General features: G+C 40.5%; 14 protein-coding genes. 2 read left to right on the top strand and 12 right to left on the bottom strand.

From position 1 onward, the window contains the following. Positions 1-198: 198 nt before the first annotated feature. The 6 genes from fabZ to spoIIID all read right to left on the bottom strand — a co-directional run bounded on the left by fabZ (position 199) and on the right by spoIIID (position 5017). Positions 199-621 carry a 3-hydroxyacyl-ACP dehydratase FabZ gene (gene fabZ, locus B7E07_RS02220; protein WP_080843859.1) on the bottom strand — a complete coding sequence of 141 codons (423 nt, stop codon included), beginning with the start codon at positions 619-621 and terminating at the stop codon, positions 199-201. A gap of 334 nt (positions 622-955) precedes the next feature. Further along, positions 956-1228: a DNA-directed RNA polymerase subunit beta gene (locus B7E07_RS02215; RefSeq protein ID WP_080843858.1), complete on the bottom strand. Its 273-nt coding sequence runs from the start codon at positions 1226-1228 to the stop codon at positions 956-958. Positions 1229-1241: 13 nt separating this feature from the next. Next, positions 1242-2090, bottom strand: a complete 849-nt coding sequence (locus B7E07_RS02210; RefSeq protein WP_080843857.1) for a flagellar hook-basal body protein — start codon at positions 2088-2090, stop codon at positions 1242-1244. A gap of 31 nt (positions 2091-2121) precedes the next feature. After that, positions 2122-2961, bottom strand: coding sequence for a flagellar hook-basal body protein (locus tag B7E07_RS02205; RefSeq protein WP_080843856.1), 840 nt, complete (start codon positions 2959-2961; stop codon positions 2122-2124). Between the two features lie 278 nt (positions 2962-3239). Beyond that, positions 3240-4241 (bottom strand): rod shape-determining protein, encoded by a 1002-nt coding sequence (locus tag B7E07_RS02200; protein WP_080843855.1) that lies wholly within the window; start codon positions 4239-4241, stop codon positions 3240-3242. Between the two features lie 503 nt (positions 4242-4744). Beyond that, on the bottom strand, positions 4745-5017 hold the full coding sequence (gene spoIIID, locus B7E07_RS02195) for a sporulation transcriptional regulator SpoIIID (RefSeq protein ID WP_066442368.1): 273 nt from the start codon (positions 5015-5017) through the stop codon (positions 4745-4747). A gap of 946 nt (positions 5018-5963) precedes the next feature. Here spoIIID and B7E07_RS02190 point away from each other — a divergent pair. Then, positions 5964-6623: a LysM peptidoglycan-binding domain-containing protein gene (locus tag B7E07_RS02190; protein WP_139785554.1), complete on the top strand. Its 660-nt coding sequence runs from the start codon at positions 5964-5966 to the stop codon at positions 6621-6623. Between the two features lie 169 nt (positions 6624-6792). Here the strand turns inward: B7E07_RS02190 and B7E07_RS02185 are convergent, their stop codons facing one another. Then, complete coding sequence (locus B7E07_RS02185; protein ID WP_080843853.1) at positions 6793-7782, bottom strand: M23 family metallopeptidase; 990 nt, start codon at positions 7780-7782, stop codon at positions 6793-6795. Between the two features lie 141 nt (positions 7783-7923). Between B7E07_RS02185 and B7E07_RS02180 the strand changes: the two genes are divergently transcribed. Beyond that, positions 7924-8358, top strand: a complete 435-nt coding sequence (locus B7E07_RS02180) for a VanZ family protein (RefSeq protein ID WP_080843852.1) — start codon at positions 7924-7926, stop codon at positions 8356-8358. 278 nt (positions 8359-8636) lie between these two features. Here the strand turns inward: B7E07_RS02180 and spoIID are convergent, their stop codons facing one another. The 5 genes from spoIID to B7E07_RS02155 all read right to left on the bottom strand — a co-directional run bounded on the left by spoIID (position 8637) and on the right by B7E07_RS02155 (position 13134). Beyond that, positions 8637-9659, bottom strand: coding sequence for a stage II sporulation protein D (gene spoIID / locus B7E07_RS02175; protein ID WP_080843851.1), 1023 nt, complete (start codon positions 9657-9659; stop codon positions 8637-8639). A 213-nt stretch (positions 9660-9872) separates the two neighbouring features. Further along, on the bottom strand, positions 9873-11180 hold the full coding sequence (gene murA, locus B7E07_RS02170) for a UDP-N-acetylglucosamine 1-carboxyvinyltransferase (protein ID WP_080843850.1): 1308 nt from the start codon (positions 11178-11180) through the stop codon (positions 9873-9875). 33 nt (positions 11181-11213) lie between these two features. Further along, on the bottom strand, positions 11214-11963 hold the full coding sequence (locus B7E07_RS02165; protein WP_080843849.1) for a YwmB family TATA-box binding protein: 750 nt from the start codon (positions 11961-11963) through the stop codon (positions 11214-11216). Positions 11964-12202: 239 nt separating this feature from the next. Further along, positions 12203-12463 carry a DUF1146 family protein gene (locus B7E07_RS02160; RefSeq protein ID WP_080843848.1) on the bottom strand — a complete coding sequence of 87 codons (261 nt, stop codon included), beginning with the start codon at positions 12461-12463 and terminating at the stop codon, positions 12203-12205. 263 nt (positions 12464-12726) lie between these two features. After that, positions 12727-13134 carry a F0F1 ATP synthase subunit epsilon gene (locus B7E07_RS02155; RefSeq protein WP_080843847.1) on the bottom strand — a complete coding sequence of 136 codons (408 nt, stop codon included), beginning with the start codon at positions 13132-13134 and terminating at the stop codon, positions 12727-12729. Between the last annotated feature and the right edge of the window lie 14 nt (positions 13135-13148).

The following is a 13148-nucleotide window of genomic DNA, read 5'->3' as shown; positions in this document are numbered from 1 at the left end:
CGCACTGGAAAAACGGCTAATATTTTTTGCCATAATTGACGTACGTTCCCTTCCCTTCCCACCGTTTTTAAATAAAAAAATTCAAAAGACAACAAAAAGCCCGAATAATTATGCAGATTCTAAATATCTATCTGCTAATTTTTCGGGTTTTATTGCTGTTTATCTCATGTTTTAAGCGGTTTTTCTAAAAATATCTTATTATTTTAAAGCAAACATGATTTCTGCTTCGCATACGATTTCACCGTCTACTGTCGCTGTGCCTTTTCCTTTGCCGATTGGACCTTTAATACGAATAATTTCTACTTCAAGTCGAAGCTGATCTCCTGGTCTCACTTGGCGTTTAAAACGGCAGTTATCAATGCCTGTAAAGAAGGCAAGGCGACCTCTGTTTTCTTCCTTCTTTAGCATGGCAACTGCACCAACTTGAGCGAGCGCCTCCACGATTAGAACACCAGGCATTACTGGATAATCAGGGAAATGGCCATTAAAAAACTCTTCATTCGCTGTCACGTTCTTAAGGCCAATCGCTTTTTGTCCTTCAACTACCTCTAACATTTTATCAATAAGTAAAAATGGATAACGATGTGGAATAATTTCTTTAATTTGTGTAATATCGAGCATTTTTAGTACCTCCTCCTATTATTAGGTATTACTGCTTTTATTGTACTAAAAAACCCGTTGAACCGCAAAATTAAATGGGAAAAAACAGTAACAGTGCTGATTCCTGTTTAAAAGCCAGCATGTTTGATGCTGTATAGTACAAAATAGATAGTATAGATTCTTTGAAGTGATGAGAACTACAAATGAGAAAGTAATTTGAGTTATTTAGAGTGGTTATCCGCCGTTATTTTTAATTTATCCGCCGTAAACACCCATTTATCCGCCAAACTCCATCCAACTCTCCGCCAATCATAAAAAGAGCAGCTCTTAAAAGAGTCTGCTCGGTCTACCTTTACTATTCTTTTTCAACAAGATCAATAATATGAGTCCAGGTTGATTTTTTAAAAATGTCTTTTGCGTCGCCTTCTCCCATGACTCCGTATCCGACAGCAGCACCAGCAATTGCACTGAGTACAATCAAGACAGCAACAATAATAATTCGAAGCCAGATTGGGATGAGACGAATCCGAATTCGTTTTGAACGCGGTTTTTCTTCATCCACTTTTCGTTCATTTTTTATTTGCTCGCGCGTTTTCGCCGCTTCTTGATTGTGACTGTTTACTGACATGTTCTAAGCTCCTTTAGCGAATTCCGTTGACAAGGCCCATCATTTGGTCTGCCATCGAAATCGATCTGGACTGAAACTGGTAGGAACGCTGAAGATTAATCAGCTCGGTCATCTCTTTTGATAAATCTACATTGGATTGCTCTAATCTTCCTTGAGCGATTCCAATCTGATTACGGAGAGGTCCGTTTAGCTCTGTTAAAATCTCTTCTGCTTCTACTCCCAGATCAGCCATATTTTCCGGCAGTCCTAATAGGTTCCCGCCTTTTTGTTCTAAAAACTGTGGCTTATTTACATAAGAAATGCCTAAATTATAGCTTGCCGTTCCACCGCCAGGCACATCAACAGTTAGTCTGCCTGTTTCCGATAGAGCAAAGTTAGATGCCTGAGCATTGATGGTAATTGGATTATCATTTTCGTCCAGCACAGGATAGCCATTACCCGTGACAAGCATCGTTTCGTTTTGAGAGATGGGCGTTAAATAAAAGGCACCGTCTCTTGTATAACGAATGGCAGAACCGTTATCAGTCTGCTCAAGCACTCTGAAGACTTGTCCTTCTGCTGTTAGCGCCATATCAAGCGGACGATCCGTTGTCTTTAAACTTCCTTGTGCCATCACTATTTTAGAAATAGCCAGCTTTGCCCCTGCTCCCTGCCGAATGCCATTCGGTGTCAGACGATCAGCATCTCCTGCTCCTGGAGCACCCGGACCGTTGTTAAACTGCTGAAACAGCAAATCAGTGAAATTAGCCTCTTTTCTTTTAAATCCATTTGTATCAATATTGGCTACATTGTTGCTGACGATGTCCATTTGCTTCTGCAGCTGTGCCAATGTATTGGTTGCCGTAATCATCGTTCTATTCATTGTTCTTCTCCCTTAGAAAGTGTAGACATGATTATCCGATGCGTCCAATTTCATTTGCAGCCTTTTCCATGCTGCGGTCATACGCCTGCAAAATTTTCTGATTCGCTTCAAACGCACGATAAGCTGTCATCATATCTGTCATTGTACGGCTGACATCTACATTTGAGCGCTCAAGAAACCCTTGCTGAAGGTTAAACTGTACACCTCCGGCCAGATAAGCATTAGGCAAATCATTGCCATCTTCTGTCCGGTATAAGCCATCCCCTTCTTTTATCAGGTTATTGGCATTGTCTGTATAAGCAACTCCAAGCCTCGCCGTTTCCCCATTGGCACCTGTCAGAATACCTTCTTCATTGATAGAGAAATCTTCACTTGTCAGCTGAATGGGTTGTCCAGCATCGTCAAGCACATACATACCGCTCGCCGTTGTTAAAAAACCTGCCCCATCTAACGTGAAGTTCCCGTTACGTGTATAACGTTCTTCTCCGGATGGCCCTGTCACCGTGAAAAAGACTGATCCAACTGCATCTTCCTCGCCGTTATCAGGGACATTCACATTTACTAAGGATATATCTGTATTTAAACCTGTTTCTTTTATATCACCTTGAAGAAAATTCGGGATCACTTCCTGCACATACACACCTGTGCTGATGCTGCCAATTCTTGTGTTCCCTGGTATATTTAAACCCTTCTCTGTGGGAAGAGATTGCTGGTCAATACGCTGAAGCAGCATTTCCGGAAAGCTTCTCATCGCGGATTGATCTGCTTTAAATCCTGGTGTATTTGCATTCGCCATGTTATTTGAAAGCATTTCTGTTCTTCGCTGCTGTGCAAGCATTCCGGATGCAACTGTATAAAATCCTTTAAACAAAATTCTCACCTCTTAAAATGCTGAACGTCTTTTTCAGACAGAAGCAGCGGATCGAAAATGCAATAAAACAAAATAGCCTTTTTCGTCTTACTTTTATTATAAAAAAAAAATCAACAATATACATTAAAAAAATAAAGGAAAAAGTCATATTTTGAAAAAAATTGGCGAAGCATGCATGTTTACCATTTTAAAGATTGTGCTATTTTCGGTGTTTTCTCGTTATACTCACAGGATAATTGAAAAAAAGCTGCCAGAAATTCTCACTGGCAGCATTTTAGTTAACTGAATTTCCTCTTTGGCAGCTTGTCAATATTATCAAGCATAATGCCTGTTCCAATCGCTACACAGTCCATTGGATTCTCCGCTATAAGCACAGGCACCTTCAGCTCTTCAGCTAAAAGCATATCGATCCCATGAAGCAAAGCGCCGCCGCCTGTTAAAATAACACCACGGTCAATAATGTCTGCAGAAAGCTCTGGCGGTGTCCGTTCCAGCACGCTCTTCGCTGCCTGAACAATGACAGCTACTGATTCTCTCAGCGCTTGTTCAATCTCTTCTGAGTACACAGTAATTGTTCTTGGAAGGCCTGAAACCATATCACGGCCGCGAATATCCATTTGCTCACTTCTTGAGCCAGGGAATACGGTTGCGATGGTTGTTTTAATATCCTCCGCTGTTCTTTCACCGATTAAAAGCTTGTACTTTCTTTTGATATATTGAAGAATTTCATTATCAAATTTGTCACCCGCCATTTTAATGGATGATGATGTAACAATGTCACCCATTGACAGAACCGCCACGTCGGTTGTACCGCCGCCGATATCAACGACCATGTTTCCGCTCGGCAGGAAAATATCCATACCTGCGCCAATTGCAGCTACCTTAGGCTCTTCCTCAAGGTAAACCTTTTTGCCGCCGCTTTTTTCTGCTGCTTCCTTAATAGCTTTTTGCTCAACGCTTGTTACATTAGTCGGACAGCAGATCAAAATGCGCGGTTTCGATAAAAATCCTTTTACATCAAGTTTATTGATGAAATATTTCAACATTGCTTCTGTTACATCAAAATCAGCGATTACCCCATCTTTTAACGGACGAATCGCAACAATATTTCCAGGTGTACGGCCAACCATTCGGCGGGCTTCCTCACCGACAGCAAGCACCTTGTTCGTATTTTTATCAATTGCAACAACTGAAGGCTCATTCAAAACTATACCGCGACCCTTTACATGTATGAGTACATTGGCCGTCCCTAAATCAATTCCAATATCCCTAGCAAACATTCTCTTTCTTTCCTCCTTGAAAAATTTGGCCCGCACTGTCCGCAAGCGGCTTAAGCAGTAAGATGCAGACATTTGACCTAAAGTGGCCTAATCCGTTTAAAAACCGTTCAAATCTCTATTGCCGTCCGAGTAACTCTTTACAGTCCCTGCAAATCATTCTCAGCGATCGATGCCTTTATGAAAAATTGTAGAATTCAAAAGACAGAAAACCAGTCTTTTTGACTACTTCTATTAGCTAAACTAAGTTATTATCCTAATTGTATATTTTAGCACATCTATCTATAATAAAGTAACTTTTTGTCAAATTATATAGAACAAAATAAAGAATTTGTCGAATTCGTTGAATTCGGTTTTGTTTGTTTTTTATGATTCATTTGACGCAAGATGGTTTTGCACCTGGTTACATCTCCAGTAATATAAAAAACACAAACGGTATACGCAGAATTCAGAAGACATTCTTTGCATACCGTTTGTGTTATGTGTGATGTTGTGCGGTTCCCTTATTAATTGATGGGCTCCCCCTCTAGCTCTTCCTTTTTGTACTTCATTTTAGTGGCTTCTCCCCCACGGAGATGTCTGATGGATTTATGATAATCTAAAATTTCCTTTACTTCATTTGCAAGATCGGGATTAATTTCAGGAAGTCTTTCTGTCAAATCTTTATGGACTGTACTTTTGGATACGCCAAACTCCTTCGCAATTACGCGAACTGTTTTTTTCGTCTCCACGATATACTTTCCAATCTTGATAGTTCTCTCTTTGATGTAATCGTGCACACCACTCGCCCTCCCTAAATTGGATGTGAGAAGTGTGAAATGAGACTCGCTTTTAACTTTGTCCTATACGATAGTCCGCATAAACATCCTGCGGCAGAAGGGCAGAACCCCTTCTATTGACCTGCTGTAAATAATCATGTCCCACTGCTCATTCACTGATAGCATTAAAACGATACCCACCTCAAACATTCTCTTTGTAAGGTTTGTAACATTTTATTAGCTTGGATGAAGATATATGCACAATTTCATGAATCGGGACAAGTCATAGGTGTTTTTTTTCAGAAAACTTACTCATTCTGATGCTTTTTTCCTTCTTTTCTTTAGGCTCGCAAACTTTGCTGCTTTTACTTAATGTACAAAGATTTCTTCTTCGGAGTTCCGGCGGGTTGGTTGATGCTGTGCCTCTTCTCAGCAATTCCTGGTGAGTTCCCACTCCCCATTCGTTCACTCGTTCCACTTGTATCGTCTTACATGTTGTGATCGCCAATGATAATTCAAATGTGCATTTTTAAGACTCATTATGAAGATATCAACCTTTTGAGAAGGTGTTTATATATAAAAATCGCTATATCTTCTGCAGTAGGTCCATATCGCCGTGTGATAAGTACCATATTCCTTAACTCCACCATATATAAAATTAGGACAATATCTCTTAAATTCCAGCACTCATTCTACCATTCGCATTATAAACAAACATGATCACGATCCTACTTCTATCCTTTTGCCTATCATTTCAATAATTCCTTTCCAGTTTTGCAGTTCTAATCGTCTACCCAAAATTTCACACTTCATTTTTTCATGTACTTAGTCACGAAAATTGTTATGATTTCTTGCCTATTGTCGCTTTGGGTCTATTCACATACACTTATGCTGACTTAATCGTTGATAAATATGGGTATACACCCAATTTAATCCATATAAATAGAAATAACAGATAAGGAGATAGATGATGGGAAAAGCTGTATTAAGACCAAGAAAAGCACGGATTGAAGAAAAACGCGAGAAAAAACGGAGGAAAAGAAATGCACAGCTTGCAACCGTAACGGTAGCAGCCGCTGTGACTGCATCTTCAATCGGACTAGGAGGGAAAGAAGCAAATGCTTCTGCGGGTAAGTATGTAGTGGAAAAAGGCGATACGCTTTATAGGATTTCTAAAGATTATGATTTAACCGTCCAGCAGCTGAAGGAAATGAACGAGCTAGTATCGGATAAAATTTTCCCAGGTCAAGAGCTTGATGTTCCAACAGAGTTTCACACAACCGAATCGTTTCTGCAGCACGCAGCCATTTACACAGTTGTCCCAGGTGATACCTTATGGAGCATCGCAGACCGCTATAGCGTGCCTGTATCTGAATTAAAGAGAATTAATCACCTTTCCAGTAATATGGTTCTCATTCATCAGCGTTTGATCATTATGGAGGATATTGCTGTTCAATCTGCGAAAATTGTCGGAGCTGCTGACAATTTTACCATTGAGTTTCAATCCGGCAGCCGCCATTTTGCATTGAAAGTTCCTTATGGCACGGCACAGGAATATCAGCGCTTAGCCGGGAAAACGGTCATTGTGACACATAAAAATGGGGCTGTCGTTAATATTCAGAAATAGAAAGTAATTGATAGAGAATTCTTCCGACTGGACAAGCCTGCAGAGGCGAACCTAAGTGCAGGCTTTGCTTTTGTTCTTAGCAGCTGTGCCGAACCCTCTCCTGTACCACTCATTTTATTACCTGAATGCACAATAAAAACCCGCATAAATGCGGGTTTTCGTTTTTATCTTATGCGTTAGCTGAATCCTCTTCAGAATGGTCACCAGTATGGTCCCCTTCTTCTCCAGATCCTTCTTCTGTTTCAGTTTCTTCATCAGAAGCGCCTTCGTCTTCAGTTTGTTCACTTGGATTTGTTGTATTGTCTTCACCAGGTGCTGTTTCATTGCCTTCTTCTGGTGCAGTACCTTCTTCAGGCGCTGTTTCTTCACCATCTTCAGGTTTTGCTTCCTCATCACCCTCAGGAGCCGTACTTTCTTCCGATCCATCTTCATTGTCAGCTGCTTCTGAGCTTCCAGATAAATCAGCTTCCTGCAGTGCACTTAAAGATTTATTGAAATACTCATGCGGATTTACTGCCTGTCCATCCTTGCGAATTTCAAAGTGGACATGTACACCTGCTTCTTCATTAAATAAGCTTTGTCCTGCTTTCGCTAATACATCGCCTTGCTTAACTTGATCGCCAACCTCAACATTCATCTCAGTAACAGACTGATATTGTGTTACAATACCTTCAGTATGCTCGATTTCAATGACATTTCCAAGCGTTCTATCTTCCTCGACCTTTGTCACTGTACCGCTTAATGATGCAAGGACATCAAATGCCTCTCCATCTTTCATAGTGATATCGATACCAGTGCTAGGGTGGTAGATGTTATTATAAACAATGATCGCAGCCTCTTGATCTGCCGTATCAGCATTATGATCATAGAACTGTGTTTGAATGACAGCAGCATCTTCATCAGCAACAGGCATCTTGAAGTCTTCTAGTGGATTTGTTACTTCAATTGCCGGTTCTTCTGATTTGCCAGTAATATCGGTAGCTTCATGGTCAAATTCGTCTGACTCTATCGCGCTATCACTGCTATTTTGATACCATAGAACCGCCGATAAAATAATAGCTGCACTTGCAATGTAGATTGCTGGGAATGCCCAACGCTTCTTTAAAAAACGCTTAAAACTTGAATCTTGAGAAGATCGTTTCTTTTCTTCCTCTCTCATTATCATCACCTCAGCAATCAGTCTGAACAGATTGCGAGGATTATATACCTTTTTAAAAATATTTTTTTAGATGTTATTTTTCGACAAAGCTGTTTGAATTATTCATATTTCTTATAACTTTTTTTCAAAGGAGTTTTTACCATGTTAAAATGGCTGCTGCGCCTACTTCCAATCTCTTATATGATTCTTATTTGGGTTTTATCAAGTCTCCCGCACAATGCGGTGGTAGAATTGCCAGACTCTTCTTTCGATCGATTCTTTAAAGAATCGATGCATTTGGTTGAATTCGGCATACTCTACCTTTTTCTTATTGGTGCTGCTTTTACGTTCAAACAACCCTTTACATCTAAAATAAACCTGCTCCTGGCTGTCCTGGCCTGCTTCTATGGCGTCTTAGATGAAATCCACCAGTCCTTTGTTCCATACCGTTCTGCGACGTTTATTGACGTTGTGAAGGATGTGACAGGTGTGGCAGTCGCCTATTGGGTGATTTCTCAAGCCGTTTTTGGGAAGAGGTTTAAGAGAGTGGGCCGTTTCTTAGAAGGTATTCGGAGAGTGACGGCTGCAGAGAAGTAATTGTGGTTTTTGGTGTGAAAAAAAAGTGTACTAGAGCAAATTAGTGGTCCTCTCCTATAAACTGGAGCAATGAACACGATATAGCGGATTTCGATTTCGGCATGAATATATTCGCCGTCCTGAAAATATAATCGCTGTTAGCATAAAGGTATTCGCCGTTTAATAATTATTTTCGCCTTTACCGTAATTTATTCGCCAATAATGCCAATATATCCGCCAAACTCCAATTTGACGCAACAAAAGCCGCCGAATGCCTCCGGCGGCTTTCTTAATTCTGTTTATTTTTTTGCGGTCACCTTAGCGAGCATCGTGTCGGATGTAGAGATTTCAACGCCTTTATAATAGTGATTAACGATATCCTTATATGTTTTCCCCTCTGCCGCCATGCCATTGGCTCCATATTGACTCATGCCAACGCCATGTCCATAGCCTTTCGTTTGTATAACCACATTGTCTCCTTTTCTTTCCCATCTAAAATCGGTTGATCTTAATCCTAATTTTTCACGGATGTCGACGCCCTTTATTTCCTTGCCATTAATATTCACCTTGGCGACTCTTTTTCCGGCTGTGAACTCCGTTACACTTCCGATAGCTGAACCTTCTGGCAGCTGAACACCTAGCTTTGCTTCAAAATCTGCGACCGTCATGACCATTTGATCCGTAAACTCTGGTGATTCCTGGTCCCATGGACTCTCTACACTCTTTAGGTATGGTATGGCATTTGTCCAAACAGACTCTGAGTTCTCAGTATAGCCATTACTTGTTGAAAAGAATTGTGCCTGTATAGGGTTTCCTTCGTAAGTAAGTATTTGACCTGCTGTAGCACGAACAGCGTCTGTTACCTTTTTGATATTGTAGTCATAATCCTCTTTCCAGCGCTTCTTAAGCTCTTCTTTATTTTTATATACTTGATGATCGACCGTATCATATACTTGTGCATCACCAGGTATATTCAGATCTTGATCCTTCATTAAATGCTGAACAATATAGGTTCTTGCGGTCAGTGCCTGTGCCTTCAATGCTTCCTCTTCAAAATCTGCTGGCATTTCAGCCGATACGACTCCCACTAAATAGTCTTCCATTGTTAGGTTTTCAACCTGTTTGGTTGCTGTTCGAAATACAGCCACCTCAATGGCAGGTTCACTGGATGCAGGTTCAGTCTCAACAGGTTCCTCTAGCTTTTCATCCAGCTTTCCTGTCTCTTCATTATTTGAAAACGGAATGACTAGAAGAGACGGAACGATGATCGTGACGGCAAAGAGAATCGACGCTAGTAGAATGAATGGTTTAATTTTTGTCATATGTAAGCCTCCGTAGTTTCAGTCTCATTCCATTCATATGGGAGAGGACAAGCTAATATGACAAGTCTTTAAAAAGATATTTTATTTAGATGGAAGGTTCCTTTTTTTACAGATGGTTTAAGTGGGCAGCATAAAAGCAAAAATAAAAAACCGCATACCGATATGCCTTTGCAGACAAGTCGATATTGCGGTTTTTCGGTATATTAGAAAGATTTATGCGTTAAGGTCTGTAACAAACTTTTCAGTTTGCGGCTCTTCAACTTCTGTAATACGTTCAATATCTGCACCAAGCGCAGCCAGTTTTTCATGGAAGCTTACATATCCGCGATCAAGATGCTTTAGTTCAGTAACGCGTGTAACTCCATCAGCAACAAGACCTGTTAAAATTAACGCTGCAGCAGCACGTAAATCACTTGCAGCTACTTCTGCTCCCTGCAGATTAGAAGGTCCATTCATAATCACTGAGCGGCCTTCAATTTTAATTTCAGCGTTCATGCGGCGGAATTCCTCTACGTGCATAAAACGATTTTCAAATACCGTTTCTGTTATTACACTTGTGCCATTTGCATGAAGCAATAAGGCCATCATTTGTGCTTGCATATCAGTTGGGAATCCTGGATGTGGCATTGTTTTAATATCCACTGCTTTCAGCTTCTCAGGTGCTAATACACGCACACCTTCTGCTTCCTCAACAAAGATTACACCCATTTCTTCCATTTTAGCAATTAAAGATGTCGAATGCTCAGGAACAGCTCCTTTGATGAGTACATCTCCACCAGTAATCGCAGCAGCAACCATAAAAGTGCCAGCTTCAATACGGTCTGGAATAATCGTGTGGTCTGCTCCGAAAAGCATTTCCACTCCTTCAATGCGAATCGTTCCAGTACCTGCGCCTCTAACCTTTGCTCCCATGCTATTTAGGAAATTAGCAAGGTCGACAATTTCAGGTTCTTTCGCAACGTTTTCAATAACCGTTGTACCTTCAGCTAGAGTTGCAGCCATCATAATGTTTTCTGTTGCGCCTACGCTTGGGAAATCTAAATATATTTTTGCTCCGCGCAGACGGCCATCTGCAGCTTCTGCTTCAACAAATCCATTTCCAACCTTTACTGTTGCTCCCATTGCTTCAAAGCCCTTTAAATGCTGATCAATTGGGCGAGAGCCGATTGCACAGCCCCCTGGCAATGCCACACGTGCACGGCCATTTCTAGCAAGAAGCGGTCCCATTACTAATGAAGATGCACGCATTTTACGTACATATTCAAAAGGTGCCTCTTCTTTTAACTCTCTTGATGCATTCACGTATACTGTATTATGATCAAACTCCACTTCGGCGTTTAAATAGCGTAATACTTCATTAATTGTAAATACATCGGAGAGAGTAGGGACATCACGAATTATGCTTTTTCCATCACTAGCTAACAGTGTAGCAGCGATAACCGGCAAAACAGCATTTTTTGCTCCTTCAACTTTTACAGTTCCGCTTAGCCGATTTCCGCCGCGGACGATGATTTTTTCCAAAGTGTATTCCCCTCCGCGTCCATTATCTCTATATTAATATTCAATCGTAATGATGGGTGTGCCAATAACTATGGTTGTATTAGCGCCCATCCCTTCAGTTCTTAATCCAATTTGCATGTTCATTTTTTGTCCGCCCGCTGCAACCGATTCATGGAACATCGGTGAAAATGCAGTTGTCGAAACAAATTGTTCTTCTTCCAGCGTTTCAATCTCTTCTGCATCAAATACCCTTAGTAGCTGACTTGCAGTATTTGACAAAGACCCATTAATCTTATCATTGAATTCGCCTTTCATACAAGAGAAAATTGTGGGATTTCCGCGAAATAAGTCGGAAAGTCGGCGTTCTAGCTTATTTTCAGCCAAAAGCTCTGTATCGCTGTTCCATATGCTTCCTTTTACCTCATATGTCAAATAAGATTGTACTGTCTCGCCAGACTCAGCAGACAGAAGTTTAACGGTTTCATCCAGCCCGTTTGCGTCTGTCTTGTAACCAGTAGCTTCCCACTGCCCAGCCTCTGACTTAACTGTCCATTCCCAATCAGCATATGCCTTTTTTAGTTCATTTGTGTATTCTTCAGCTTGTTCAAGTGTTTCAAAACTTTCCATTTTTTCTCTTGCATGTAAAGACCACTCAGATATGATTATATTCTCATCTTCCATAACAGCAGCAAATTTTGATAGGTCAAGCTTATCGTATGCTACAATCGTCTTATTCCCAAACGTCATAGCTGCAAAACCAATTACGGTAATAATTGCTAATAAAAATATTTTTTTATCTCTCATTTTTAAATCTCCTCCCCTTAGTATCATTGTTACCAAGGAGGAGCACGGCATACTTAAAAACTCTCGTCACTTTTTGACAATCATTAATATGTACTCAAAAAAAATGAGGATCTGCTATGCCTATTGTCTTACTTTGAAAAATGCTTCACAAAAGATTGAAGAACAAAAACTCAGGTCAAATTTTTGACAACAAGAGAATCATACTCAAAAACGATCCAAAAGAAAACATGCACTAAGACCTATATTTTAGATAAGCAAATGGTTTGTAAAATAAGAGGAAGCTGTTGAGACCATAATAAATAGTCAAGGAAAAAATTACTTGCAGCTGAGCCAATTATGATTGATAAAAGGATATATAGAACTCTTGCCTGTACAACTCGATTAGGCTTAAGTAATTGATCTAGGCGAATGGCCTGCAATGCCCACCAGGCAAGGGCAATAAATACAAGATGTGACATAATGCTAATAAGCGCCTGCTGACCAAAGTCTCCTGTAATCATCATTTTTCCCTCCTCAATTTGTTTACACTCCATTTCCATCCTATCATTCGACGTATATTCTAGCTAGTAGGTTACACTTTCTTAATAAAAATTTTATATTTGTACAAGAAAAGCAAAAGAGCCTGCTCACCCAACAAGATTAAGATCTTAAGGATTATGCTCTGCAGCCTGACACGTTTTTTTTAAAAGTCAGTTATAAAGCTTTCTGTAAGGGTAATAAAAAAACACCTCACAGCAATTCCGCGAGGTGTTTTCTCTATTGATTAAAAATGTCTTTCAGATACATTGATACGATTCATCGCGCGTTGAAGAGCAAGCTCTGCTCTGCGGAAATCGATATTTTCACGCTTCTGTTGATGAAGGCGTTCTTCAGCTCGAAGCTTTGCACTTTTCGCTCTTTCTAAATCGATTTCTTCAGATTGCTCAGCCGATTGCGCCAAGATCGTTACCTTTTCAGGTTTGACTTCAATGAATCCGCCATTTACAGCGACTAGATCGGTTTTTCCACCGTTTTTCAAACGGACCGCTCCAATTTGCAGCGGCGCTACCATTGGAATATGGCCAGGCAAGATCCCGAGCTCACCGCTTGCGGCCTTTGTACTCACCATTTCTACGTCTGATTCATACACCGGGCCGTCGGGAGTAACAATATTGACATTGATTGTCTTCATTTTTTACCCTCCTG

The organism is Cytobacillus gottheilii (assembly GCF_900166665.1).
Taxonomy (GTDB): domain Bacteria; phylum Bacillota; class Bacilli; order Bacillales; family Cytobacillaceae; genus Cytobacillus; species Cytobacillus gottheilii_A.
The sequence above is the reverse complement of the archived record's forward strand: the minus strand, read 5'-3'. Positions and strand labels throughout refer to the sequence as shown.

Bases quoted from the DNA above. Each gene is read 5' to 3' on its own strand.
- fabZ (WP_080843859.1), bottom strand. From the start codon at position 621: ATGCTCGATATTACACAAATTAAAGAAATTATTCCACATCGTTATCCA.
- B7E07_RS02215 (WP_080843858.1), bottom strand. From the start codon at position 1,228: ATGTCAGTAAACAGTCACAATCAAGAAGCGGCGAAAACGCGCGAGCAA.
- B7E07_RS02210 (WP_080843857.1), bottom strand. From the start codon at position 2,090: ATGAATAGAACGATGATTACGGCAACCAATACATTGGCACAGCTGCAG.
- B7E07_RS02200 (WP_080843855.1), bottom strand. From the start codon at position 4,241: ATGTTTGCTAGGGATATTGGAATTGATTTAGGGACGGCCAATGTACTC.
- B7E07_RS02190 (WP_139785554.1), top strand. From the start codon at position 5,964: ATGATGGGAAAAGCTGTATTAAGACCAAGAAAAGCACGGATTGAAGAA.
- B7E07_RS02185 (WP_080843853.1), bottom strand. From the start codon at position 7,782: ATGAGAGAGGAAGAAAAGAAACGATCTTCTCAAGATTCAAGTTTTAAG.
- B7E07_RS02180 (WP_080843852.1), top strand. From the start codon at position 7,924: ATGTTAAAATGGCTGCTGCGCCTACTTCCAATCTCTTATATGATTCTT.
- spoIID (WP_080843851.1), bottom strand. From the start codon at position 9,659: ATGACAAAAATTAAACCATTCATTCTACTAGCGTCGATTCTCTTTGCC.
- B7E07_RS02165 (WP_080843849.1), bottom strand. From the start codon at position 11,963: ATGAGAGATAAAAAAATATTTTTATTAGCAATTATTACCGTAATTGGT.
- B7E07_RS02160 (WP_080843848.1), bottom strand. From the start codon at position 12,463: ATGATTACAGGAGACTTTGGTCAGCAGGCGCTTATTAGCATTATGTCA.
- B7E07_RS02155 (WP_080843847.1), bottom strand. From the start codon at position 13,134: ATGAAGACAATCAATGTCAATATTGTTACTCCCGACGGCCCGGTGTAT.